Annotated in this window: 23 protein-coding genes; 14 read left to right on the forward strand and 9 right to left on the reverse strand. The window is 71.1% G+C overall.

Going from position 1 to position 23,045, the window contains the following annotated elements:
* Positions 1-77: 77 nt before the first annotated feature.
* The 11 genes from ACFRFC_RS27410 (at position 78) to ACFRFC_RS27460 (ending at position 12,256) form a co-directional block, all read left to right on the forward strand.
* Entirely contained in the window at positions 78-983 is a 906-nt protein-coding gene (locus ACFRFC_RS27410; RefSeq protein WP_382689464.1) for a nucleoside phosphorylase, read from the forward strand.
* Positions 984-1,141: 158 nt separating this feature from the next.
* Positions 1,142-2,497: an ABC transporter substrate-binding protein gene (locus tag ACFRFC_RS27415; RefSeq protein ID WP_382689462.1), complete on the forward strand. Its 1,356-nt coding sequence runs from the start codon at positions 1,142-1,144 to the stop codon at positions 2,495-2,497.
* Positions 2,498-2,630: 133 nt separating this feature from the next.
* Positions 2,631-3,557 carry a carbohydrate ABC transporter permease gene (locus ACFRFC_RS27420; protein ID WP_382689460.1) on the forward strand — a complete coding sequence of 309 codons (927 nt, stop codon included), beginning with the start codon at positions 2,631-2,633 and terminating at the stop codon, positions 3,555-3,557.
* A gap of 65 nt (positions 3,558-3,622) precedes the next feature.
* Positions 3,623-4,459: a carbohydrate ABC transporter permease gene (locus tag ACFRFC_RS27425; RefSeq protein ID WP_382689458.1), complete on the forward strand. Its 837-nt coding sequence runs from the start codon at positions 3,623-3,625 to the stop codon at positions 4,457-4,459.
* Positions 4,456-6,621: an ADP-ribosylglycohydrolase family protein gene (locus tag ACFRFC_RS27430; RefSeq protein WP_382689456.1), complete on the forward strand. Its 2,166-nt coding sequence runs from the start codon at positions 4,456-4,458 to the stop codon at positions 6,619-6,621. The genes ACFRFC_RS27425 and ACFRFC_RS27430 overlap by 4 nt, the downstream gene beginning before the upstream one ends.
* A gap of 128 nt (positions 6,622-6,749) precedes the next feature.
* Positions 6,750-7,199: a secondary thiamine-phosphate synthase enzyme YjbQ gene (locus ACFRFC_RS27435; protein ID WP_382689454.1), complete on the forward strand. Its 450-nt coding sequence runs from the start codon at positions 6,750-6,752 to the stop codon at positions 7,197-7,199.
* A complete protein-coding gene (locus tag ACFRFC_RS27440) occupies positions 7,196-8,089 on the forward strand; it encodes a PfkB family carbohydrate kinase (protein WP_382689452.1) in 894 nt (297 codons plus the stop codon). The genes ACFRFC_RS27435 and ACFRFC_RS27440 overlap by 4 nt, the downstream gene beginning before the upstream one ends.
* Before the next feature lie 3 nt (positions 8,090-8,092).
* Positions 8,093-9,097: a MurR/RpiR family transcriptional regulator gene (locus ACFRFC_RS27445; protein ID WP_382689450.1), complete on the forward strand. Its 1,005-nt coding sequence runs from the start codon at positions 8,093-8,095 to the stop codon at positions 9,095-9,097.
* Positions 9,098-9,200: 103 nt separating this feature from the next.
* Positions 9,201-9,983: a GntR family transcriptional regulator gene (locus ACFRFC_RS27450; protein WP_382689448.1), complete on the forward strand. Its 783-nt coding sequence runs from the start codon at positions 9,201-9,203 to the stop codon at positions 9,981-9,983.
* 219 nt (positions 9,984-10,202) lie between these two features.
* The gene (locus tag ACFRFC_RS27455) at positions 10,203-11,462 is read left to right on the forward strand and encodes an NAD(P)/FAD-dependent oxidoreductase (protein WP_382689447.1); all 1,260 of its coding nucleotides are present in this window, start codon (positions 10,203-10,205) and stop codon (positions 11,460-11,462) included.
* Complete coding sequence (locus ACFRFC_RS27460; RefSeq protein ID WP_382689445.1) at positions 11,459-12,256, forward strand: 2-keto-4-pentenoate hydratase; 798 nt, start codon at positions 11,459-11,461, stop codon at positions 12,254-12,256. The genes ACFRFC_RS27455 and ACFRFC_RS27460 overlap by 4 nt, the downstream gene beginning before the upstream one ends.
* A gap of 73 nt (positions 12,257-12,329) precedes the next feature.
* Here ACFRFC_RS27460 and ACFRFC_RS27465 read toward each other — a convergent pair whose 3' ends face one another.
* Genes ACFRFC_RS27465 through ACFRFC_RS27490 form a run of 6 tightly spaced genes read right to left on the reverse strand, consistent with a single transcriptional unit; the run spans position 12,330 to position 17,186 of the window.
* Complete coding sequence (locus tag ACFRFC_RS27465) at positions 12,330-13,127, reverse strand: SDR family NAD(P)-dependent oxidoreductase (protein ID WP_382689443.1); 798 nt, start codon at positions 13,125-13,127, stop codon at positions 12,330-12,332.
* Complete coding sequence (locus ACFRFC_RS27470) at positions 13,114-13,497, reverse strand: bifunctional 3-phenylpropionate/cinnamic acid dioxygenase ferredoxin subunit (protein WP_382689441.1); 384 nt, start codon at positions 13,495-13,497, stop codon at positions 13,114-13,116. Before ACFRFC_RS27470 ends, ACFRFC_RS27465 begins: the two co-directional genes overlap by 14 nt.
* A complete protein-coding gene (locus tag ACFRFC_RS27475) occupies positions 13,494-14,036 on the reverse strand; it encodes an aromatic-ring-hydroxylating dioxygenase subunit beta (protein WP_382689439.1) in 543 nt (180 codons plus the stop codon). Before ACFRFC_RS27475 ends, ACFRFC_RS27470 begins: the two co-directional genes overlap by 4 nt.
* The gene (locus tag ACFRFC_RS27480; RefSeq protein ID WP_382689437.1) at positions 14,033-15,364 is read right to left on the reverse strand and encodes an aromatic ring-hydroxylating dioxygenase subunit alpha; all 1,332 of its coding nucleotides are present in this window, start codon (positions 15,362-15,364) and stop codon (positions 14,033-14,035) included. The genes ACFRFC_RS27475 and ACFRFC_RS27480 overlap by 4 nt, the downstream gene beginning before the upstream one ends.
* On the reverse strand, positions 15,361-16,287 hold the full coding sequence (locus ACFRFC_RS27485) for a VOC family protein (protein ID WP_382689435.1): 927 nt from the start codon (positions 16,285-16,287) through the stop codon (positions 15,361-15,363). The genes ACFRFC_RS27480 and ACFRFC_RS27485 overlap by 4 nt, the downstream gene beginning before the upstream one ends.
* 50 nt (positions 16,288-16,337) lie before the next feature.
* Complete coding sequence (locus tag ACFRFC_RS27490; RefSeq protein WP_382689433.1) at positions 16,338-17,186, reverse strand: alpha/beta fold hydrolase; 849 nt, start codon at positions 17,184-17,186, stop codon at positions 16,338-16,340.
* A gap of 324 nt (positions 17,187-17,510) precedes the next feature.
* Between ACFRFC_RS27490 and ACFRFC_RS27495 the strand changes: the two genes are divergently transcribed.
* Positions 17,511-18,989 carry an MFS transporter gene (locus ACFRFC_RS27495; protein WP_382689431.1) on the forward strand — a complete coding sequence of 493 codons (1,479 nt, stop codon included), beginning with the start codon at positions 17,511-17,513 and terminating at the stop codon, positions 18,987-18,989.
* Here the strand turns inward: ACFRFC_RS27495 and ACFRFC_RS27500 are convergent.
* The 3 genes from ACFRFC_RS27500 to ACFRFC_RS27510 form a co-directional block, all read right to left on the reverse strand.
* The gene (locus tag ACFRFC_RS27500; protein ID WP_382689429.1) at positions 18,969-19,598 is read right to left on the reverse strand and encodes a TetR/AcrR family transcriptional regulator; all 630 of its coding nucleotides are present in this window, start codon (positions 19,596-19,598) and stop codon (positions 18,969-18,971) included. The genes ACFRFC_RS27495 and ACFRFC_RS27500 overlap by 21 nt on opposite strands.
* A gap of 10 nt (positions 19,599-19,608) precedes the next feature.
* Positions 19,609-20,421: an IclR family transcriptional regulator gene (locus tag ACFRFC_RS27505; protein ID WP_382689427.1), complete on the reverse strand. Its 813-nt coding sequence runs from the start codon at positions 20,419-20,421 to the stop codon at positions 19,609-19,611.
* Positions 20,422-20,579: 158 nt separating this feature from the next.
* Positions 20,580-21,320 (reverse strand): IclR family transcriptional regulator, encoded by a 741-nt coding sequence (locus tag ACFRFC_RS27510; protein WP_382689580.1) that lies wholly within the window; start codon positions 21,318-21,320, stop codon positions 20,580-20,582.
* 316 nt (positions 21,321-21,636) lie between these two features.
* On the opposite strand from ACFRFC_RS27510, the gene ACFRFC_RS27515 reads away from it, so the two are divergent.
* Together ACFRFC_RS27515 and ACFRFC_RS27520 are read left to right on the forward strand one after the other, a co-directional pair.
* Entirely contained in the window at positions 21,637-21,717 is an 81-nt protein-coding gene (locus ACFRFC_RS27515) for a putative leader peptide (protein WP_383112662.1), read from the forward strand.
* Positions 21,718-21,966: 249 nt separating this feature from the next.
* A complete protein-coding gene (locus ACFRFC_RS27520; protein WP_382689423.1) occupies positions 21,967-23,040 on the forward strand; it encodes an ABC transporter substrate-binding protein in 1,074 nt (357 codons plus the stop codon).
* The last annotated feature ends 5 nt before the right edge of the window (positions 23,041-23,045 follow it).

Consider the following 23,045-nt stretch of genomic DNA (forward strand, 5'->3'; position numbering starts at 1 on the left):
TCCGCCCCCTACGTCCGCCCGCTACCTCCGCCCCCTACCTCCGCCCCCTTCTCCCAGAGCCCCTCCCAGGAGCGCCGATGACCGACTCCCACTGGAACCCGACCCGGATCTACGACACCTACCGCTTCGCGGACAGTCTGCCCAGGCGCGGGCTCCTGGTCGACGGCCGACCCGCCCTGTCCGGCCTCGACCCCGACCGGGTGGCACGCTACGTGCTGCTCACCGTGCGCGACCCGCTGTGCGCCTATGACGAGGACCCGGCCGAGCAGATCGCCCGGCGGCTCGACGACCCGGAGCGGATCGGCCGCTCGGGCATGTTCACCACGTACTCCGGGCGCTACGACGGGGTCTCGGTGACGGTCGTGTCGGGCGGCAGCGGCTCGCCCGAGGCGGAGCTGATCATGCATGAGCTGCTGGAGTTCACCACGGCCGACACCTTCATCCGGGTAGGTGGTTCCGGTGGCGTGCATCCCCGGGTGCGGCCGGGTGACCTGGTCGTCTCGACCGGCGTCGTACGGGACGAGGGTATGACGCGCGCGTATGTCCCGGCCTCGTATCCCGCCGTCGCGCACCACGAGATCGTGCCGGCGATGGCCCGGGCCGCGGAAGAACTGGGCTGTCCGCACCATCTGGGGGTGACCAGGTCCAGCGACTCCGACTTCTGCGGGGTGGGGCGGCCGGGCGTGGGCGGCTACTTCCAGCCCTGGCACACCGACATCCTGGAGAGCTGGGCCAGGGCCGGCGTGCTCAACGGGGACCGCGAGTCCGCGGCGGTCGTCACGCTCGCCGCGCTGTTCGGCCGGCGCGGTGGTTCCGTCTGCTCGGTCGCGGACAACGTCATCGGCGGCCGGCCCTTCGAAGCGGGTGCGGGGCATGTCGCGGCCATCGATGTCGCCCTCCTCGGCCTCACCCACCTCGCCCGCCACGACGCCGCCGACAACGCCTTTGACAACGCCTCCGAACCGGCCGCCGAGATGCGTTGACACCCCCGATCATTGGTTCTATGGTACTCAAATCCATACCAATCACGGCGAGTTTGGCGATGCTCATGGCGCCGCGCTGTGAGCAAGAAGCACCAAAGGAAAAGCACAGGCAACAAAGGAAAAGCACCATCCGGACTTGAGATCGAAAGAGTTGATCCATGGCCAGACCAGGGATGAAGACGATAGGCGTGGGCCTGGCGTGCGGCATGCTCGCGCTGTCCGCCTGTTCCGGTTCCAGCACCTCGGCGGACGGCCGGAAAACCCTCGAACTGTGGTTCTGGGGTGCCTCACCCGCGCAGCAGAAGACCATGCAGACAGTGCTGGTCGACGAGTTCAACCAGTCGCAGAGTGAGTACGACCTCAAGGTCACGTACAACAACGCGGTGGACTCCAACATCCAGGTGGCCCTGTCGGCCAATGAGGGACCTGACATCGTCTACGGCTCCGGCCCCTCCTTCGCCTCGGCGTACGTGGCGGAGGGAAAGCTCGCCGACATGACCCCGTACGCCGAGAAATACGGCTGGCAGGACCGGATCCTTGAGCCGATGTACGAGTCGGGGACCGTCGACGGCAAGCTCTACTCGCTGCCGAACTCCCTGCTGAACATCGGCGTCTTCTACAACAAGGACGTTCTGGACAAGCTGGGTGTCGCGGTGCCCACCACCTTCACCGAGCTGACGGACATCATGGACAAGGCCGCGGCGGACGGACTGCACCCCTCCGTCACCGGGAACAAGGGCTGGAAGCCGGTCAACCAGAACTACGCCTCGCTGTTCCTGACCCATGACTCGGGCGGCAAGGCCGTCTACGACGCACTCCAGGGCAAGATCAAGTGGACCGACCCCAAGATCGCCCAGGCGGTCACGGAGTCCGCCGACTTCTACGAGAAGGGGTACCTGGGCGGCGACGACTACCAGAACCTCGACTTCACCGAGTCCATGCAGTTGCTGTCCCAGGGTGAGTCACCCTTCTTCATCGGCCCCACCCTGGCCTACCAGTTCGCCGGCGACTACTTCAACGACAGCGCCGGGAACACCGCCGACCTGGGCTTCATCCCCTTCCCCAACGTCGACACCAGCCTGCCGGACCCGAGCTACACCCTCGGCTCGACCGCCTCGCTGTCCATCAACGCCAGCTCCCAGAACAAGGACGGGGCGGCCGAGGTCATCGACTACATGATGAGCAACTCGTTCGCCGAGCAGATGAACAAGGACTGGCCCGGCTACTGGGCGGTCCCGCTGAAGAACTTCGACCTGGACCCGGCCGACTACACCGGGCTCTCGAAGAGTTTCGTCCAGTCGATGAAGGACACCGTCGAGGGTGTCTCGGCCGGTAACTACGGCTTCTACGCCGGCACCTTCTTCCCACCGGCCACCGCCGCGGACTTCACCGACATCGACAGTGTGTGGCTCGGCACCCAGAGTACGTCGGACTTCCTGGAGAAGGTCCAGTCGGACTTCGAGACCGAGCAGGCCAAGGGCCTTGTGCCACCCGTCCCGGAACCGGCCTCATGAGACCTGCCTGACGACCTGAGCTGACAAGCCCCGTGAGCCTGGCCCCCTGAGACCCGTCTGACAAGACAGACGGCTCCATCAACCACCCGGCAACCCCCTACCCCGTCCCAGCGCGACCGCACGGAGGGTGATCATGACCGTCACGGCAGCCACTGCCGCCCCCACTGCGCAGACACCCCCCTCCGGACGTCCCCGGCGCTCCGCCCACCGGCGGCGCCAGTCCCTCATCAACTACCTGCTGGTGGCACCCGCACTGCTGCTCTCAGGTCTGATCGTCGTGGTGCCGGGCATCCTGACCGCCGTCTTCGCCTTCACCGACTGGAGCGGTATCGGCTACAACGCCAACTTCGTGGGCCTGGAGAACTTCCGGGACATCCTCGAAGACCCGGTCTTCGCCACGGCCCTGAGCAATAACATCAAATGGGTCGTCCTCTTCCTCACCCTCCCCGCCGTGATCGGGCTCCTGACCGCCTGGCTGCTCCTTCGCCGGCGCCGGACGCGGACCTTCTACCAGGTCGTGTACCTGATGCCGTATGTGCTCGCGCCCGCCGTCAACGCGATGGTGTGGCTGAGCATCATCTACAACCCCTACGGCGGTGTCATCGGGGTCCTGGGCATCGACTCCCCCCTGTCCAGTGTGAACGGGGCCCTCTACGGGGCCGCCGCGGTCGACATGTGGCACTACTGGGGCTTCCTCACCATCGTCTACTTCGGCGCGCTGCGGCAGACCCCGGTGGACCAGGTCGAGGCGGCCATCTGCGACGGCGCCAACTCCTGGCAGGTGTTCAAGCACGTCTACCTGCCGAGCATCCGGTCCACCCTGATGCTCATGGGCGTGATGACGGTGATCTTCTCCTTCCTCGCCTTCGACTACGTGTATCTGCTCACGCAGGGCGGCCCGGCCCACGGCAGTGAGGTCATGGGGACATACGCCTACGCCTTCGCGTTCGCGGCGTTCCAGTTCGGCAAGGCGTCGGCGGTCGGACTCATCATGAGCTTCTTCGGGCTGATCGCGTCCTGCGTCTACACCTGGATGAGCAGGAGGCAGCTCTCGTCATGAAGTCCCTGAACCCCTGGCCCTCCCCGAGCACCTCGAACTCCCCGAGCACCTCGAAGTCCCCAAGCATGTCGAACTCCCTGAACTCCCTGCTCAAGGGCGCCACCGCCCATGTCGTGCTCCTGGTCTTCGCCGCCACCGCGCTGATCCCGCTGCTGCTGGTCCTGGTCAACAGCTTCAAGAGCAACGCCGAGGTCACCGCCAATCCCTTCGCGCTGCCGAAGTCGTTCTCGTGGTCCAACTTCAGCACCGCCTGGGAGTACGGCCACTTCGCCACCGGCTTCGTCAACAGCGTCCTGCTGACCGGCACCACGGTCGTCGTGGTCCTGCTCTGCTCGTCCCTGGCCGGCTATGTGCTCGCCGGACAGAAGATCCGCGTCTGGCCCGCGGTCATGGTCTATCTGACGATGGCCATGACGGTGCCCATCCAGCTGTTCATCTTCCCGCTGTACGCCGCGGTCGCCGAGCTGGGACTGCTCAACAACGTCTTCGTGGTCGGCGTCATCCTCGCCGCCATCAACATGCCCTTCGCGACGTTTCTGATGCGCACCTTCTTCCTCAATGTTCCCAAGGAACTGGAGGAGGCGGCAGTGGTCGACGGCGCGGGCATCTTCCAGCTGGTCTGGCGGGTCCTGCTGCCGGTGGTACGCCCCGGTCTGATCACCGTGGGGGTCATCGTGGGACTCAACGCCTGGAACGACTTCCTGATCTCCTCGACCTTCCTGCACGATCCGTCCCAGCAGACGGCGACCCTGGGGTTCCTGTCGATGAACGGCACCTTCTCCACCCAGATCGGCGCCATGATGGCCGGCGCCCTCATCCTCATCCTGCCGGTGCTCGGCGTCTTCGTGGCCCTCCAGCGCTACGTCGTGGACGGCATGGCGAACGGCGCGGTCAAGGGATGAGGCACACTCCCGCGGCTCCGCCCGCGCACCCCGCCGAGCCGGACGTCGCCGCCGACCTGTTCGCCGAGCGCGTCTACGCCGGCGTCCTCGGCAAGATCATCGGCGTCTACCTCGGCCGCCCGGTGGAGGGCTGGCCCTACCCGGACATCATCAGCCGGTTCGGCCAGGTGGACCGGTACGTCAACGAGGAACTCGGCGCCCCGCTGATCGTCGCGGACGACGACATCTCCGGGACCCTGGCCTTCGCCCGCGTCGTCCTGGACAACCCCGGCCGCCCGATAGAACCCGCCCTGGTCGGCGACACCTGGCTCAACTACGTCATCGAGGACCGCACCATCCTGTGGTGGGGCGGCATGGGCAGATCGACCGAACACACCGCCTACCTGAACCTGCGCCGCGGCATACCGGCGCCCCGCAGCGGCAGCGCCGCCCAGAACGGCAGCACGCTCGCCGAGCAGATCGGCGCGCAGATCTTCAGCGACGCGTTCGGCCTGATGTGCCCCGGCGACCCCGAGCACGCCGTGGCCCTGACCCGGGCCGCGGCCAGCGTCAGCCACGACGGTCACGCGCTCGACTGCGCCGGGCTGCTGGCCGCGATGCGGGCACTGGCCTTCACCGACAGCGACCTCGGGCGGCTGCTGGACGCCGCGACCCCCTTCATCCGGACCCCGGCGGTCCGTGAACTCCTCGACGACGTCCGGGCCCACTGCTCACCGGACCAGGACTGGCGCGATCTCCGCCACTGGGTGGACGCCCGCTACGGATACGCCGCCTACCCCGGCCCCTGCCACGCACTGCCCAACCTGGCGATGTCGCTCGGCGCGCTGCTCGGCGGCGGCGACGACTTCCACCGCTCGGTGATGATCGCCTCCTCGGTGGGCTTCGACACCGACAGCAACGCCGGAACCGTGGGCTGCCTCAACGGCGTACGGCTCGGGCTCGACGCACTGCGCACCGGCGTCGACCTCAGAACACCGGTCGCCGACCGGCTGCTGGTCGTCACCGCCGACGGCGGGGAGTGCGTCAGCGACGCGACCCGGGAGACCGACCGCATCCGCGCCTCCGCCCGCACACTGGCCGGACGCCCGGCAAGGCCCGCTCCCGCCCGCTTCACCTTCGCCTACCGGGGTTCCGTGCAGGGCTTCACCGCCTGCCCCCGCCACCGGGACGACACGGTGCCGGTGCGAGTGGGCAACACGAACGACGCCGGCGGCCAGGACGCCCTCCGGATCCGCTTCACCGGCGCCGGGCAGACGGCGGCCCATGTGTCGACGCCCACCTTCCTCGACCCGGAACAGGACGGCGGCGACTTCTCCACCGTCGCCAGCCCCTCCCTCTACCCCGGCCAGACGATGACCGCCCAGGTGTCCGCCGCCGGAGACGGCGTGACCATCCGCCCGTACGTCCTGTTCCGCGACGGCGACGGCATAGCCACCGGCGGCGACGGCATAGCCACCCACTACGGGCCGCCGTACGCCCTCGGCGGCGCTCCCCGGACGGTGAGCTGGCAGATACCGGCGGAAGGCAACCTCGTACCCTTCCGGGCCGGTTTCGCCTTCACCGCGATGCCCGGCAGCGCGACCGAGGCACTCGTCCACCGACTCGACTGGCGCGGAGCGCCCCAACGCTTCGAGCAGTCCGGCATCCTGCTCTCCTCGATCTGGGACACCACACCCCAGACCCTCGCCCCCTGGGTCAGCTCCGCGAAGAACTTCGAGGCCGACTTCGCCGCCACCTACTCCGTCTCGCACCCGGACCCGCTCGGGGTCGTCACCACGGGCACCCGGGACTGGACCGACTACGCCATCGCCAGCCGGCTCACCCCGTCCCTCCACGACACGGCGGGCCTGGTCGTCCGCAGCCGCGGGCACCGCCGCTTCTGCGCCGGGATCCTCACCGGCTCGGACCGGCTCCAGCTGATCCACCAGCACGACGGGGACCGCCACGTGCTGGCCGAGACGGCGTTCGCCTACGAGCGGGACCGCACCTACGCGGTCGAACTGCGCTGCCTCGGCACCCACCTCGAACTCCTCGTGGACGGCGCCACCCTGCTCACCGGCACCGCCCCCGACTCCCTGGGCGGCGGCGCCGGCTTCCTCGTCGAGCGCGGCGCCGTCGCGGCCGACGGGGTACGGATCCAACACCTCACGCGGGCCGCCTAGCGCACGATCCGAGCCGCACGACCCCCCCCCCGGCGGGCCGGGGCCCCACTCCGGCACGCCCACCACACCCCCCCACCACCACATCCAGACCCCCCATTTCAGTCAGCACACCACCGAAAGGCATGAAGATGAGCACCCCCACGATCGGCAAGTGGTCGAGCTTCGACGTGAACACGAAGCCCGCGGAGGGCTTCGCCGCACCCGTCGGATTCCTCGACGTCACCCCGCGGCTGAGAGCCGCAGTGCCGGCCGGTCTCGGCGACGGAACGCTCACCGTCTACATCCCGCACACCACCTGCACGCTGATCCTCAACTCCGGCGTGGACGGGACCACGCTGCACGACATCCGGCTGTTCATCGAGCAGCAGGTGCCGGTCGGCCGCCCGTTCGTCCACCTGCACGACGGACCGCAGGACGCCGCCGCCCATGTGCGGTGTGTGTTCGGCGCGCAGTCGCTCACCCTGCCGGTGATCGACGGCGAGCTGGCGATCGGCCACAGCCAGGGCGTCTACCTGCTCGAACTGGACGGCCCGCGCGATCGCACCGTCCGCTATGCCTTCTCCCGGTTCACCCCGTGACCCTGGTCGGCATCCACGCGGGACTGTCCGTCGACCACCTGGTCGCCGAGCAGGCCGGGGCGCGCTTCTCGTGCCCCGGCGGCCCGGCCCTGTTCGCCGCCCTCGGCGCCCGGCTGGTCGCCGGGACACAGGTACGGGTCAGCTGTCCACTGCCGGACGACGACCCACGGTTCGCACAGCTCTTCGACACATACGGAGTCGACAGGAGCGCCTGCGTCCCGGTCCCCGAGGTGCCGCGGCTGTGGATCCTGAACTCCGCGCTCGGGCGGCGCATCGTCCGCCAGCACGCGCCCGGCGGCACCGAACTGGAACAGCCGGAGCTGCCGGATCCGGACGACGACCACCTGCCCGCCGCGCCGGACGTCTTCTACGACGGCCTCGACGGGCTGGTCGCCTCCTCGCCCGCGGAGAGGCCGCCGAGCGGCGCGGCGGTGTGGGTCGGTCTCGACCCGCACCAGGACCTGGTCGCCGCCACGGGCCTGGACTACCTGCGCGAGGTGGTCACGCCGCGAACCGTCCTGCTCCCCAGCCGGGTGCAACTGACCCTGCTGGACCCGGACCCGCGCCGCGCCGCCCGCGGCCTGGCGGCCGCGCTGCGGCTGCCGGTGGTGGCCCGGCTCGACGCCGAGGGCGGCTACGTCGTCACCGCCGACGGAGCCTGGTCCGTGCACGACCCCGCCGTCGAGGTGGTGGAGACCACCGGCGCGGGGGATTCCTCCGCCGCCGCGGTCGTCGCCGCCCTCGCGGCGGGCGCCGGGCCCGTGGACGCCGCCGTGTTCGGCACCAGCGTGGCCCGGGTCGCCCTGTCCGGCTGGGGCCACGAGGCCCTGGCCGCGGCCACCCCGTTCAGCCGACCGTTTCCCGATATCACCGTACGCAAGGAGCCCTGACCCATGGACCGCACCGAATCCGCGGACCCCGCCCGGCTGAGTGGAGCCCTGAAAGCCGCGCTGCTCGATTCCGCACCGCTGGTGACCGCGGCCGTCCCGGACCTGGCGCGGGCGGTGTTCACCGGCTCGGGCGACTCGCTCGCCTCGGCGCTGCTCGCCACCGCCTTCGGTCATCGCGCGCTGTCGGCCGGCGACCTCACCTGGAGCGCGACCCTGCCCGCGGCGTGCGACACCGTTGTCGGCATCTCCCACTCCGGCACCTCGGGCGCCACGGTCCGGGCACTGCGGCTGGCCCGCGACGCCGGGATGCGAACCGTCGCGATCACCTCCCAGCCGTCCTCGCCGCTCGCGGACAGCGCGGACGCCGTGCAACTGGTACCGACCCTGCGGCTGGACGAGCAGGTGCCCTGCGCGGGCCATGTGATGCTCGCCCAGGGCGTGGCCGCGGTCTGCGGCGTCGACACCGCACCGGTCGGGACCGCCCTGGCGACCACCCTGGACGGGGTACGGGATCTCGTCACCGCCGGGCTGGCCGGGCTGCCCGCCGAAGCCCCGGACGCGATCTCGGTCCTGTCGCTGCCGGAGCTGCGCAGCGGGGCGGACTTCTGGGTGCTCAAGCTGATCGAGGCGTGCGGGCTCGCGGCACGCAATGTGCCGCTGGAGGAGAGCGGTCACGTCGACTACTTCATCGGCCCGCAGGCCCATCTGACCCTGCAACTGATCGGCTCCCAGGGCCGCGCCCGGTTCGACCGCCTCGCCGAGGCGCTGCGCTCGACCGGGCAGACCGTCCGCCAGATCGATCTGTCCGCCACCGGAACGGCGGCCGACCAACCGCCCACCGGTACCCCGGTGACCGCCGGTACCCCGGACGCCTGGCTGGTGCGTGAACTCGCCACCGCCGTCGCCGGTACCTGGTTCGCGGCCGGTGCCGCCGCCCGCTGGGGACGCCCGCCGTTCCGGGGCGGGGCGGTGAACATGGACGCCGGCCACATCAAGCTCGACGTCTGAGCCTGCCGTGGTGCGCGGCACGGGCTGTTAGGTGATAACATCAGCACCAATTGCGCTGCCGCGTGCCGCCGGCCCGCAAAGAGCCGATGGGGAGTTGTCGCCCGTGTCCGTCGCCCGTGTCCCGACGACCGATCCGGTACGTACCTTCGCCCGGCCCGTCGACAAGCGCTCACCCATGCCCGCGTGGGCCCAGGTGCAGCGCGATCTGCGCCGGCAGATCGACCAGGAACTGCCGGCAGGGTATCAACTCCCCACCGAGCGCGAGCTGTCCGAGATCTATGGAGTCAGCCGGATCACCATCCGGCAGGCACTGGGCGGCCTGGCCGCGGACGGCTATGTCGAGCGCCGGCAGGGTTCGGGCACCTTCGTCGCGGACCGTCCCGAACCGGTCCAGCACAATTTCGGCCTGCGCACCCCGTGGCGGGACCGCTTCGCCGCCGCGGGCCAGAGCGCGCGCTCCGTCCATCTGCGTGACGAGCCCGCGGTGCCCGAGCCGTACGAGCTGACCAAACTCATCACCCCAGAGGAGGCGGCGGCCAAGCGGGTCCACCTCAAGCGCCTGCATGTCGTGGACCACCGGGCCATCGGCATCACCGACTCCTGGGTCGTCCAGGCACTCACCCCCCGCCTGTCCCGCCGCACCCTCATGGACGGCTCCCTCTCCCGTACCCTCCAGGAGGGCTACGGGCTCACCCCCGCCACCGCCGCCAACTACCTCGAAGTGGGCGCCGCCACCTCCGACGAGGCCGAACTCCTCAACGCCACCCTCGACGCCCCGCTCTTCGTCGTCTGGACCGTCTCCCGCCTCGACGACGGCCGCCTCCTGGAGACCACCCGCACGGTCTGGCTCGGCAGTCGGGTCCGCTTCCACTACACCGACGACTGATCCCGCCGGACACCCTCACCGTCACGGCATGAGCCAGGACACCGGATCCGCGGCCGGGCCGGTCCACACCGGGGGACCGGCTCCAGGCCGGGTTCGGCGCGCAGGACCATGGTGGGTCGGTGTTCCGGCCGCCGGAACGCGCGACCGTCCGGCCCGGCGTCCACTCCTAGTCTTGCGGCTTTCCGCCCATGGGAGAGCGGGAAGAGAGCGGAGGTACATGTGGACGGCACAGCGCATCACCATGTCGTCGTCGGAGGCAGCGCGGCCGGGATCGCCGCCGCGCTGTCCATGCGGCAGCACGGATTCCAGGGACAGGTGACGGTGGTGGAGGCCGGGGGCGATCTCCCGTACGAGCGACCGCCGTTGTCCAAGGCGATCGCGGACGGAGACCAGGCCCTCGCGCGGCCCATCGTCCCGGCGTCCGTCTACGCCGAACAGCGCGTCACCCTCCGCCTGGGCACCCGGGTCCTGGCCCTGGAACCCGAGAGCCGGGCCGTGGTGCTGGACGACGGGCGGACACTCCACGCCGACCGGGTGCTCCTGGCCACCGGGGTCGTCCCGCTCACCCTGCCGGTCCCCGGCGCGGGACTCACCGGCGTGGTCACCCTGCGCGACGCGCGGGACGCCCGAGTCCTGGCGGCACGACTGCGGTGCGGAGGCCCGCTGGTCGTGGTCGGCGGCGGCTTCATCGGCCTGGAGGTGGCGGCCGTCGCCCGCGAGGCCGGTCTGGACGTCACCGTCACCGAACTGGGTCCCCAACCGCTGGCGGGTCCGCTCGGGACCGTACTGGCGGAACGGGTGACCGACCTGCACCGCAGGGCCGGGGTCCGGCTGCGTACCGGAGTCTCCGTGGCCGCCTTCGTCGGCTCGGGAGAGGTCACCGGGGTCCGGCTCACCACCGGCGAGGTGCTGTCCGCGGCGACCGTCGTGGTCGGCGTCGGCGTGCGCCCCGACACCGCCCTCGCCGAACACGCCGGGGTGCGCTGCGACCGGGGCATAGTCGTCGACCAGCACTGTCGCACCAGCGTGCCCTGGATCCTCGCGGCCGGTGATGTGACCAACCAGCCGCACCCCTTTCTCACCGCCCGGGGCCGTATCGAGCACTGGGACAACGCACAGCGGCAGGGCGCGGTCGCCGGAGCCGTCATGGCAGGCGTACGACGCGCGCACAGTGCGCTGCCGTACTTCTACTCCGAGCAGTACGGCCAGACCCTCCAGATGTACGGGCGACCCTGTCCCGACGACGAGTTCGTCCTGCGCCGAGAGGGACCCGCAGCGGCGGACGGCGGCTTCCTCGGCTTCTGGACACGCCGGGACGTCCTGGTCGCCGCCGCGGGAATGAACCGGCCCAAGGACCTGCGGGCGGCACGCACCCTCATCGAGCGCCGCGTCCGCGTGGCCGCCCCGGCCCTGGTGTCACCCGCCACCGACCTGCGCGCCCTCGCCTGCGGGGAAACCCGACGAGAGGAAACACCGTGACCGAGCAGCCCGCCGACGAACTCATCAACAATGTCGCGGCCCGTCTCCACGAGGCACACCGCACCGGCGTGGCCGTCGCGCCCGTACGGGACGAACTCCCCGGCGCCGACGCGGCCGCCGCCTACGCCGTGCAGCGCCGGAACACCGAACGCTGGGTGGCCGAGGGGCGTCGCCGGGTCGGTTACAAGATCGGCCTCACCTCCGCGGCGGTGCAACGCCAACTCGGCGTCTCCGAGCCCGACTTCGGCACCCTCTTCGCGGACATGGCATACGCCGACGGAGCCGAACTCGACCCCGGCGCCTTCATCGCGCCACGGGTGGAGGCGGAAGTCGCCCTCGTCCTTGACCGGGACCTGGATCTCGGGCGGCACACGGTCGCCGATGTCATCCGGGCCACCGCCTTCGCGCTGCCCGCCCTGGAGATCGTCGACAGCCGCATCGCCGGCTGGGACATCACTCTGGTGGACACCGTCGCCGACAACGGCTCCTCAGGCGCCTTCGTGCTGGGCACGGTCCCCGTGCCGCTCACCGCCGTGGACCTGCGCAGCTGCGCCATGACCCTGACCCGCCACGGTGAGACCGTCTCAAAGGGCAGAGGAACCGATTGTCTGGGCCACCCGCTCACGGCCGCCGTCTGGCTGGCGGACACCCTCGGCGCGCTGGGCACCCCCCTGCGTGCGGGCGACATCGTGCTGACCGGTGCGCTGGGTCCGATGACCGGGCTGGGCCCCGTACAGAGCCTCACCGCGCATATCACCGGCCTCGGGCGGGTCTCCGTACGGACAGGGAAGTGACCTCGCGACCCCCGTAACCGTACAGCCCGTTGCCGACGCACCGGCAACGGGCTGTACGGTCATGGGTCCCCCGTCAGGGGCCGGCGGGCCGGGGCGGAACACCGACCGTGCTGATGTCGATCACCGTCCCGGTCGTGGACGCCGACTCCTTCGCCGCGAGGAGTACATAGGGTCCGACGGCGTCCTCGGGCCGTACCACCACCTTGAGCGCGGTGTGCTCGGAGGCGATGCGGTCGACGGGCAGCTCCCGGGTGATGGATGTGTCCGCCAGCCCCATGGCCCGCGGCCCGCTGAGGCCGGTCGCCATCACGCCCGGCGCGACCGCGTTCACCCGGATCGCCGGGGCCAGTTCATAGGCCAGCTGCCGGACCAGCCCGAGCCCCGCGTGCTTGGACGCCGTATAGACCGCGCCCCCTCCGGGACCCGGGTGGAGGGCGGCGTTGGAGAGCGTGTAGACGATGCTGCCCCCGGACCTGCGCAGCAGCGGCACCGCCGCCTTCGCCCCCAGCAGATACCCCTTGACATTGACCGCGAACAGCTCGTCGAAGCCACTGGACAGCACATCGGCCGGTGTGTCGGTGAGCGTCCGGCAGAAGTCCCACAGCCCGGCGTTGCCGACGAAGGTGTCCAGGCCGCCGAACTCCTCCTCGGCGACCGCGCACGCGCGCGCGTTGTCCTCGTACGACGTCACATCACCCGGCACCGTACGGACCGCGTCACCCAGAGCCGCGGAGAGTTCGCCGAGCCGGTGCCCGGAGCGGTCGAGGACGACCACGCGCGCGCCCTCGGCCACGAAGCGTTCCACGACGGCACGGCCGAGACCGGACGCCCCTCCGGTGACGAGTACCGACGCCCCCTCAAGCCACCCCATCACATGCCCCCTCCCCGGACGCACCCGCGACCGCCCCGGGCGGCTGCCGGGCGAGGCGTACCTGGATATCGCCGCCCTCGACCCGGACCTCGTGCGTCCTGAGCGGCCGGAACGCGGGTGCGGACAGCGCCGCGCCGGTGCGCAGGCAGAACCTGGCCAGATGCAGCGGACACTCGACGGCGGCCTCCTCCACCCAGCCGTCAGCGAGCGAGAAGTCCTCGTGGGTACACGTGTCGTCGACGCACAAGAACTCGTCGCCGGACCGGAACACCGACACGGGAGGTGTGGTGTCCAGCCGTACCGCCTGCTCGTCCGGGAGTTCGTCGACCCGGCAGGCACGGATCCACGGTGCCTCGGTGTGCCCGCTCACAGGAACACGCTCAGGCTCGGTGCCAGCAGGGTGGTGGTGTCGAGCACGATCTTTCGGCGGGCCACCTGGAACCCCGCCGCCCCGGACACCCGGCGCAGTACATCGGTGCGCTCACCGAAGAAGGTGTCGTGGTGGCGCTCGCTCCGGCTGCGCAGCACATGGAAGTTGGCCCGTACCTCGAAGCGGCCGTCGCCCAGGTCGGCGGCACGGATGTTGGTGATCAGCCGACGGGTCCGCGACGGTGGTTCCTCGGACCAGGACCGGCCGGACGCCAGGCGCCGTACCCGTCCGGTCAGAAACGCCTTGTCGTCGTCGAAGAAGGCGGCGCCGTCCGGGCCACAGACCTCGATGTCCCGCTCCCGGACGGTCCGGGTCATCCGGGTCGGCAGCCAGTAGTGCGTATCGTCGGCGAACAGCTCCAGCCACTCGCCGAACCGCTGGTCGTCGAGGAGTTCGGCCTCCAGGTAGAGGAACTGCTCGATCTCGTGCTGCACCGGCGCGCTCACCGGTGTGCGCGTTCTTGCCGTGGTGGTGGTCATGGTGTCCGCACCCCTTCCTCCCGCTGTCTGCTCCGGTCCAGCTCGGCGATCTGCTGCCAGGTCAGCCCGGACATGAGGTCGGCCCAGCGGCGGTACATGCCCCGCGCCGCCATCTCGCTGTACATGTCGTCGGTGACCCGGCCGGGCATGCCGTCGGTGCCGTGCTTCTCATGGCCGAGGCCCATCCGTGCGTTCAGCAGGGTTCTGCGGGCCATGTGTCCGCGCAGGACCTGCTGGATCTCGGTCCAGTTCTCCCCGTCGTCGGTCTCGAAGACCCCGGCCGGGCTGAACGTACGGATGGTGGCCTGCCGGATCTCCCGCACGGCCTCCTCGGGCGCCCCCTTGGGGACGTACGTCCAGGCCCACACCTCCATCTGCCCCGGCCCGCGCGGATGCCAGACCCGCATGGTGTTGTTGATGTCGAGCCACGAGAAGTTAGGGAAGACCGTGTTGTGGCCGTGGACGTTCCGGGCCCGCTGCTCACCGAGGCGGCCGTGGATCCGCTCACGGTTGGCCGCGAGCCAGGCGTCGAACTCGGGGCCCACCTGATGGGGGACGATGTCGGGGCGGAGCCCGAAACCCGAGCCGTGACCGTTGCCGGAGAACTGACGGCCCGGTTGCGTCAGCTGCGCCTCGGTCATCCGGGCGACCACGGCGGGGTCGTCCACCAGCGCGGTGAACGCGGACGCGTGGGAGAACGGCACGTGGTACATGTCGCTGCAGAACTGCTCCGCGGCGAACTTCCAGTTGCAGTCGATGACCCACTTCGTGGCGCCCGGAACCAGCGTGAGCCCCTCGTCGTAGCGGTCCGCCATCGCGTCGAAGTACCAGGCCATGTCACCCAGATACGCGTCGAACGGCGGGGCGTCCTCGTCCCAGGTGCCGAAGTAGAAGCCCCGGTGGTGATGCAGCCGCGGTACCGGCCGCGGCCCCCACTCCGCCGGATCGATCTCGTTGTGGTACGCCCGCTCCCGCATCGGTACGTTGACCAGCTCACCGGCCAGGTTGTAACCCCAGCCGTGATAACTGCACGTGAACGCCCGCGCCACCCCCTCGTCGGCGCGGCAGATGCGCATCCCCCGGTGGCGGCACTGGTTGAGGAACGCCTTCACCGACCCGTCCCGCTGCCGGACCACCAGCACCGGGTCCTCCGCCATGTACGCCTGGACGAAACTGCCCGCCCTGGGCAGCTGACTGTCGTGCGCGAGGAAGAGCCAGCTGCGGGCGAAGACCTGTTCCAGCTCCTGTTCGTAGACCTCGGGGTCGGTGTAGATGCTGGGATCGATCAGCCCTTCGTCGGGCCGGACCAGCTCACTGACATCGATCATGACGTACCTCTCGCGGCTCGGTCGGTCACGGGCACGGACGGGGCCGCGAAGCGGTGGCCCCAGGTGCTCGGCGACTCGTAGTGGTGGACGGTCCGGTCCCGGTCGTCGATGACGCGCCCGTTCCACCCGTACTCGATGTCGAATCCGGACGGGGTGCGCACATAGAAGGAGGTCATCCGGTCGTTGGAGTGCTCCCCGAGCGAGATCGGCACCGGGGCCTCCATCCGGTGCACGGCGTCCAGTGCGTGGCCGACCGCCTCCAGCGTGGTGACCTCCAGCATCAGATGGCCGATCCCTGACGCCGGGGCGCCCGGCAGCGCGGCGAACGCGACCGAGTGGTGACGGGGGTTGCAGTGCAGGAAGTGCGCGGACTGCGGGCCGAACGCGATCGTGTCGGAGAGCCGGAACCCGAGGTGACCCAAGTAGAAGGCGGCGGCCTGTTCGGCGTCCTCGGCCAGCAGGAAGGTGTGCCCGATCCCGATCTCCCCGTACGGGGTCCGTCCGGCGACGAAGGTGACCCCGAGGGGAGAGACGAAGCCGCTCTTCTCGACGGTCGCGCCCCAGTACGCCTCGACGTCGTTGCCCGTACCGTCACGGAAGGCGATCAGCCGGCGGACACGCCGCCGCTCGGCCAGCGCCGCGTCCTCGCGTACCTCCACACCGGCCGAACGCAGGGTCCCGGCGAGGGTGTCCAGGGCCTCCGCGGACCTGACCTCCAGCCCGAGTGCGACGAGGGACCCCGGACCGGCCGGTTCGCCGTCCTCGACCGCCAGCCGCCAGGCGCGCTCGTCGTTCCTGAAGAAGAGGGTGCCGGAGTCCGGGGAATGCCCCGGCTGAAGCCCGAGCACCTCCGTGCCGAACTGCCGCCAGGGCTCCAGCGGGCCGCGTACGACGACATAGCCCAGGGCGCTGACCATGCTCATGTTCCTGTCCTTTGCTGTTGCTCGGTGGGACCGCTCTGGCCGCCGGACATCTAGATCAGTCCGGCGAGGAACGCGCGGGCCACGGCGGCGAAGCGGTCGGCCTGCTCGATCTGCGCCCAGTGCCCGCAGTGCGGGACCAGGTACATCCGGGCGTTGGGGATCCGGCGCGCGTACCACTGACTCCCCTCGGGCGGGACGATCACGTCCTCCCGCCCGTGCACCAGCAGCACGTCGTGACCGATGCGGTTCAGTGCCGTCTCGGGCAGTCCGATGCCGCCACCGGGTGCCCTGGCGAAGGTCTGCCGGTGGGAACGCTCCACCTCCGGCCGCACCGCCGCCGCCAGCCGCTCCTCGGCGATGGCACCGAGCCGGTCGCCGAACAGCCCGGGGTCGTGGAGCATGGAGGAGATCAGCTCGGCCATCGCGCGGGGGGTGGGGTCGTCGTAGAAGGTGATCAGTTTCATCAGCGCCGGGGTCGGTACGGCCGTGTTCCCGGCGCCCGCGGCTCCCATGCAGACGACCTTGCCGAACCGCTCGGGGGCGCGGGCCGCCAGGTGCAGTGCGAGGGCGCCTCCCAGTGAGTTGCCGACCAGATGCACCCGGTCGAGGCCGAGTTCGTCGAGCAGCCCGAGAACCGCGTCGGTGTTCTGGCGGATCCGGGAGCCGGGCGGCGTGTTCTCCGGATGGCTGGAGTCACCCCATCCGACCAGGTCGGGGACCAGACAGTCATAGGTGTCGGCGAAGGCCCCGACCGTGCCGCCGAAGTTGGACATGCCGGTGGCGCCGGGGCCCGAACCGTGCAGGAAGAGAACGGCTTCCGCGTTGCCCTCGCCCGCGCGGTTGAGGCGGAGGGAGAATTCCCCCACCGTGACCTCGGATGTGGCGACCGTCGTACTCATTTGCCTCGCTCCATTTGCTCGCTCCACGTGAGGGAGTCACCTCGGGGTCAAGGGCGGCCGCGATGTACGCGGTGGGGGCGTCATCGCCGTCGCCTTCACCGACTGGCAGTCTCGGCCCGCCGCTCCCCGCCGGCCGGGAATCGTTCCGGTGGCCGGAACCCCACCGCACTGGCACCATCGCCGCCATCGCCATAGCCATCGCCACGGCCACCGCCCCCGGCCCGGCGCCCGCGCCCCGTCGGCCGATCCGTCCCTTCAGCCGATCCGTCCCGGCGGCCGGGACGGATCGGCCACCGCAGGGCGCGCGATGCCTACGGTGCCGCCATGCCGAGCCACCAGGACCCACCACCCGCCCGTACCGGCCGACCCCAGTTCGCGCTCTGCTTCGCCGGGATGGTCGCGGGGGCCGTACCCGTCGTCGTCATACCGGTGCTGCCCGACCTCTCGGAGCAGCTCCGGATCTCCGCCGGCACCGCCAACTGGGCCGTGACGGCGGGGCTGCTCACCTCGGCGGTCACCGTTCCCGTGCTGGGCCGGATCGCCGACCTGCGGGGCGGCCGGGGTGTGCTGCTGTGGTGTCTGGCGGTGCTCACCGCCGGTGCCGTGCTGTCCGCGCTCGCCCCGTCGGTCTGGCTGTTCCTGCTCGGCCGGGCGCTCCAGGGCACGGCCGGGGCCGTGTTCCCGCTGGCGGTGACGGTGCTGCACCGGGAGCTGACCGGGCATCGCCGCACCCCGGCCGTCGCACTGCTGTCGGGAACGCTCGCCGTGGGCGGGGGCATGGGGCTGGCGGCCGCCGGTCTGCTGCACCGGGTGCGGCCCGGCTATCAGACGCTGTTCTGGTGCTGTGCCGCGGTGAGCGCGCTCGCGGTGCTCCTGGTGGCCCTCCTGGTACCGCGTCGCGAGGTGTCCGGCAGCGGCGGCCGGGTGGACATGGCGGGTGCCGCCCTGCTGGGCACGGGCCTGCTGCTGGTACTGCTGCCCCTGTCCCGAGGGGCGGTCCTGGGCTGGTCCTCACCCCTGGTCATCGGCGCTTTCGCGGCAGCCGTGGCCGTACTCTGGCTCTTCGTACGAGTGGAGCGCGGGCACCCCGATCCGCTGCTGGCCATGGATCTGCTGCGCCGTCGGCCGATCGTGGTCGCGAACCTCCTGTCGGCGCTGGTCGGGGCCGTCATGTTCCTCGCGACGCTCGGCCTGACACATCTGGTCCGCAGCGAGCCCGGGGAGGCGGGATACGGGTTCGGCGCCTCGGCGCTGACCACCGCGGTGGTGTATCTGCTGCCGAGCACCGTCGCGTCCATGGTCGCCGCCCCGGCCGGCGGCCGGCTGGTCATCCGCTTCGGCAGCCGCTTCACCCTGGCCGCCGCCGGATTCGCGGGCGCCGGTGGTTTCGCGGCGCTCACCCTGGCCCACGACCGGCCCTACCAGGTGGTGGTGGCGGGCATCGCGCTCGGCGTGATGGTGAGCCTCGGGTACGCCGCCGTCCCGGCGGTGCTGGCCGGGTCCGTACCGGGGGAGCGGATGGGAACGGCCAACAGCGCGAACACACTGGCCCGCTGGATCGGCGGCGCGGTGGCGGGCAGTCTGGTGGCGGTGATACTGGCCGCCTTCACGTCGGGCGACGGGCCGCCGCACGAGAACGCGGTCGTCGTGCTCTTCGGGACGGGGGCGCTGGTGGCCGTCGCGGTCGTGCTCCTGGCCCGTTTCGGGCTGCCCGCCCCGTCCGCCCGTAGGGATGTGGGTGGCGCCGATAAGGGCGCCCCGACCGCCGAGGGGGAATCCCGGCTATCGGCGAAGGCCCGCTGACTGTTCGGTGGCGCTCTCGGCGATGACCCCCAGGACGAGCTGACGCAGTCGACGCAGGCCGGTCCGGAGATGGTCACCCCTGTCATCGGTGAAGACCACGAGACCGGCGGTGAACGACAGGGTCAGCTCCGCCAGTTCCTTCGCGAGGGCCTCCGCGTCGGGAACACCGCAGCCGAGGGTGACCGGCTCGATCGCGGCGGCCAGCTCGGCCCGCACGCGGTCGTTGGCCTCCCGCACCAAGGACTCGATCTGTCCGTCGTTGTGCTCCTGGAGACGCAGGAGGTACATCAGCCGCATGAGCCGTACCCGGTCGGAGATGACGTCCACGGCCCCGTCGTAGTAGGCGCCGAGCCGCTCCAGGGGATCCCCGGGCAGTTCGCCCGGTACGGGCATGGCGTCGAAGAATTCGACGGAGGCGCGTTCGACGACGGCCGACAGGAGCCCGAACTTGTTGGTGAAGTGGTGGTAGATCGAACCGACCGGGAGTCCCGACTCCCGGCAGACCTGGCTGATGGTGACATCCGCGTAGCCCCGTGTGCTGAACAGCGTCTCGGCGGCGTCCAGGATCCGGTCCCTGCTGGAGCCGTGGCCGGCCCTGCTCGTACCCATACCGGCCAGCCTACTCACCGCTCGTGAGCAGAAGTCCGGCCGAGCAGGACAGCAGCGAGCGGGAGATGGCCCCGGCGGTCTGCCGGAGCGCGTTGACGAGGACCCGGCCGGTGCCCGCCGACGAGGCGAAGCCGACCGATACGGCCGCGACGGCACGGTCCTGGAAGAGCACCGGGACCGCCACACACGCCAGTCCCTCGACCGCTTCCTCCCGGTCCACCGCGAAACCGTCACTCCTGATGACGGCCAGTTGCTCACGCACCCCGTCCGCCGACGCCAGGGAATGGGCCGTGCGGCGCTCCAGCGGCCGGGCCAGCGCATCGGCCACCACCCGGTCCTCCGAGAACGCCAGCACGGCCTTGCCGATCGCGGTGCAGTGGGCCGGCAGCCGCCCGCCGACCACGGCGGGGGAAGGTGCGCACCTGCGGCTGCGGAGCTTCTCCAGATAGACCGAGTTCCCCTCGCGCACGATCGCCAGGTGCAGGGTCTGCCCGGTCACCCGGTGCAGCTCCTCCAGATGCACCAGCGCGGCGTCCCGCAGAGCCACCTCCGGCGGCATGGCGCCGAGGGTGAACATACGCAGCCCCATGCGGTATCCGTCGCGGTGCTGTTCCACGGCTCCGACCTCGACCAGCATGGCGAGCACGCGGTGCGCCGTGGACTTCGGCAGCCCGCTGCGCCGCACGATCTGCGCCAGGGTCAGCACCCGCCGGCCGTGGCTGAACACCCCGAGGACCCGGAACGCCTTCCACAGCACCGAGGGCGCCGGGGCGGTTGCGGGCGCACCGAGGAGCGCCGACTCCGCGGGCGGTTGTCCGATCATGTCGGCTCCTCACCGTCGTGTCTAGAATAGATATTCTAGAATCAATGTTCTAGGCACGGTAGCGCCGGGGCACAGACGCGTCAACCGGGACAGTTCACCCGATGGCGATGGCGATGGCGATGGCGATGGCGATGGCGATGCCGGATTCGGCTCCGCCGTCAGCGCTCCGCCGCCCCACCCCGCTGCGACGGCGGAAGCAGCAGCACCGCCAGTGCGTGGGCGCAGGTCGTGGCCTGGGTGAGGAACCAGTCGAAGCGATCGGCGGTGATCAGTTCCGGCGTGCCGCGCAGGGCGACGGCGAAGCGGGCGGCTCCCAGATGGTCGAGGACCGGGACCGCGAGGGTGCGGACGCCCTGGGCGGACTCACCGTCGTTGATCGCGAAGTGCTGGGCGCGCACCTGCTCCAGCTCGGCGGCCAGCGCCGCCCGGTCGACGATCGTGCGCTCGGTGAACGCCCGCAGCGGCGGCAGCGACTCCGCACCGCTCTCCCCGGGACGCGGCCAGGCCAGCAGCACCTTGCCCAGCGCCGTCGAGTGCAGCGGGCGGCGCAGCCCCACTTTCGGCGTGACCGAGCCGCCCGCCACGATCACCGCGTGCGGGCCGCTGCGCAGCGCCAGGTCCGCGGTCGCGCCGGTACGCCGGGCCAGATCCGTCAGCTCGGGGGACGCCAGGTGCAGGCCCCGCTGGTGGTACGACAGCCTCCCCAGCTCCGTGACCGCCGGACCGAGCCGGTAGCGGGCCGTACGAGGATCCTGCTCCAGGAAGCCGGCGCCCTGGAGCGTGCGGGCCAGCCGGTGGGCCGTCGACGGTGAGAGCCCGAGCCTGCGGGAGATCTCCGAGGCGCTGAGGTCGGGCGCGTTGTCATGGAAGCAGTGCAGGACGTCAAGGGCCCGCTGCACGGCCTGCGCCCCGGCGACGGGCGTCCCCGCCGTTCCGCCGCCGACCCCGCCGCCGGTCCCGCCCCTCTGGGTCACTGCTGTACCACCCTTCCTTCCGTTCCCTCTGCCCGTCAGACGCGGCGGCAGCCGGTTGGGTCAGCCATGACATTCCCATATGGCGGCATGCGCGCCGGGCCCGTACTGCCTGCTGAAACAGCCTGTTCACGCTCGTTCCCACATGGTGGGAAGCCGCTTGCCGTCCCCTCGGCACCCGTGCCAGGCTGCGGTCACGCCGCCGGAACAGGTCCGGCGCGAGCCGTCGGAAAGGAGTGTGGCGATGTCCCAGACCGCCGTGCTCCTGCTGACCGTGCGCCGTCATGTCGACCTCGGCCGCGTCTCCAGCGCCGTCTGTCGCTGACGCCCCGCCCTCCGCGTAGCGGACACTCCCGGGTCATCGGGCCGGGCTCCCGGCACCGTCCCTCACCCGGAACAACCGTCCGCGCACGCCGCTGAGTCGCGGAGTTCCGCCCGTCGCCGACCCGCATCGGGCCCACCCGCCGTGACCCGGCCGCCGTACGTCCACCACCCCCGCCGCCAGGGAAGACCCGGTCGGCTACCCGGCCACGTACGCCTTTCGCCGCCACCACCCGCCCCCAGGGAAGAGTCCATGCCGCACCACCCGCTGCCCGAAACCCTCTGGTTCACCCGCTGTCCCGTCCCCACCGCGACCGGAATCGCCGCCGACCGGCACTGGCTCGCGGAGGAGTTCGCACCGGACGGGATCACCGTCCGCTCCCTCCAGGCCCCGTCGTCCGAGCTGCCACCCGGCCTCCGCGGCACCCACTACACCCACTCCCTGTCCGCCCTGTTCCGCGAGGGCGGCAACGTCCCCGCACTGTGGGCCCGGTCCAGGGGTGAGGCGACCCGGCTGATCGGACTGACCTGGATCGAGGAACGCCAGACCATCCTCGTCGCACCGGGCTCCGGCATCCGTGGCGCCGCCGCCCTGCGCGGCCGGCGACTGGCGGTGCCCCGGCACTCGATCGCCATCGACTTCTGGCGGGCCATGGCCCTGCGCGGCTTCGAAGGCGCCCTGGCCTCCGCCGGGTACGGCCTCGAAGACGCCGAACTCGTCGACGTACCCGCCGACGGGCACACCGGCCAGTGGGCCGCGGAACTGGCCGCGCTCACCCGCGGCGAGGTCGACGCCGTGTACGTCAAGGGCGCCCTGGCCGTCGAGGCGGCACGGCGGGCCGGTGCCGAGGCCGCCGTCGAACTCGACGAACTGCCCGACCGGGCCCACCGTGTCAACAACGGCACCCCCCGCCCCATCACCGTCCACCAGCGACTCCTCGACGACCACCCCGACCTGGTCGCCCGCTTCCTCGCCGTGCTGCTGCGGGCCGCCGACTGGGCCGCCGCCGCACCGGACGACGTCGCCCGCATCCTCGGCGCGGAGACCGGCGCCGGAGCCGAAGGCGTACAGGGCGCCTACCGCCCCGGCACCCACCGCGCCCTGCACCCCGACCTCTCCGCCGAACGCCTCGCCCTGCTGGCCCAGCAGGAAACGGCCCTGCGCGCGCACGGCTTCCTGCCCGAACCCGTCGACGTCCACGCCTGGGCCGACCCCGAGCCACTGCGCCGGGCCCACCAGGCGCGCACCACCACGCCGCACAGCCCCGCCCGACCCACGGCCGGGCACGGCAGTCCACCATCAGCCGTCTCCACCCACACCACGTAGGACCA

It is taken from the genome of Streptomyces sp. NPDC056734 (genome assembly GCF_042790455.1).
Lineage (GTDB): Bacteria > Actinomycetota > Actinomycetes > Streptomycetales > Streptomycetaceae > Streptomyces.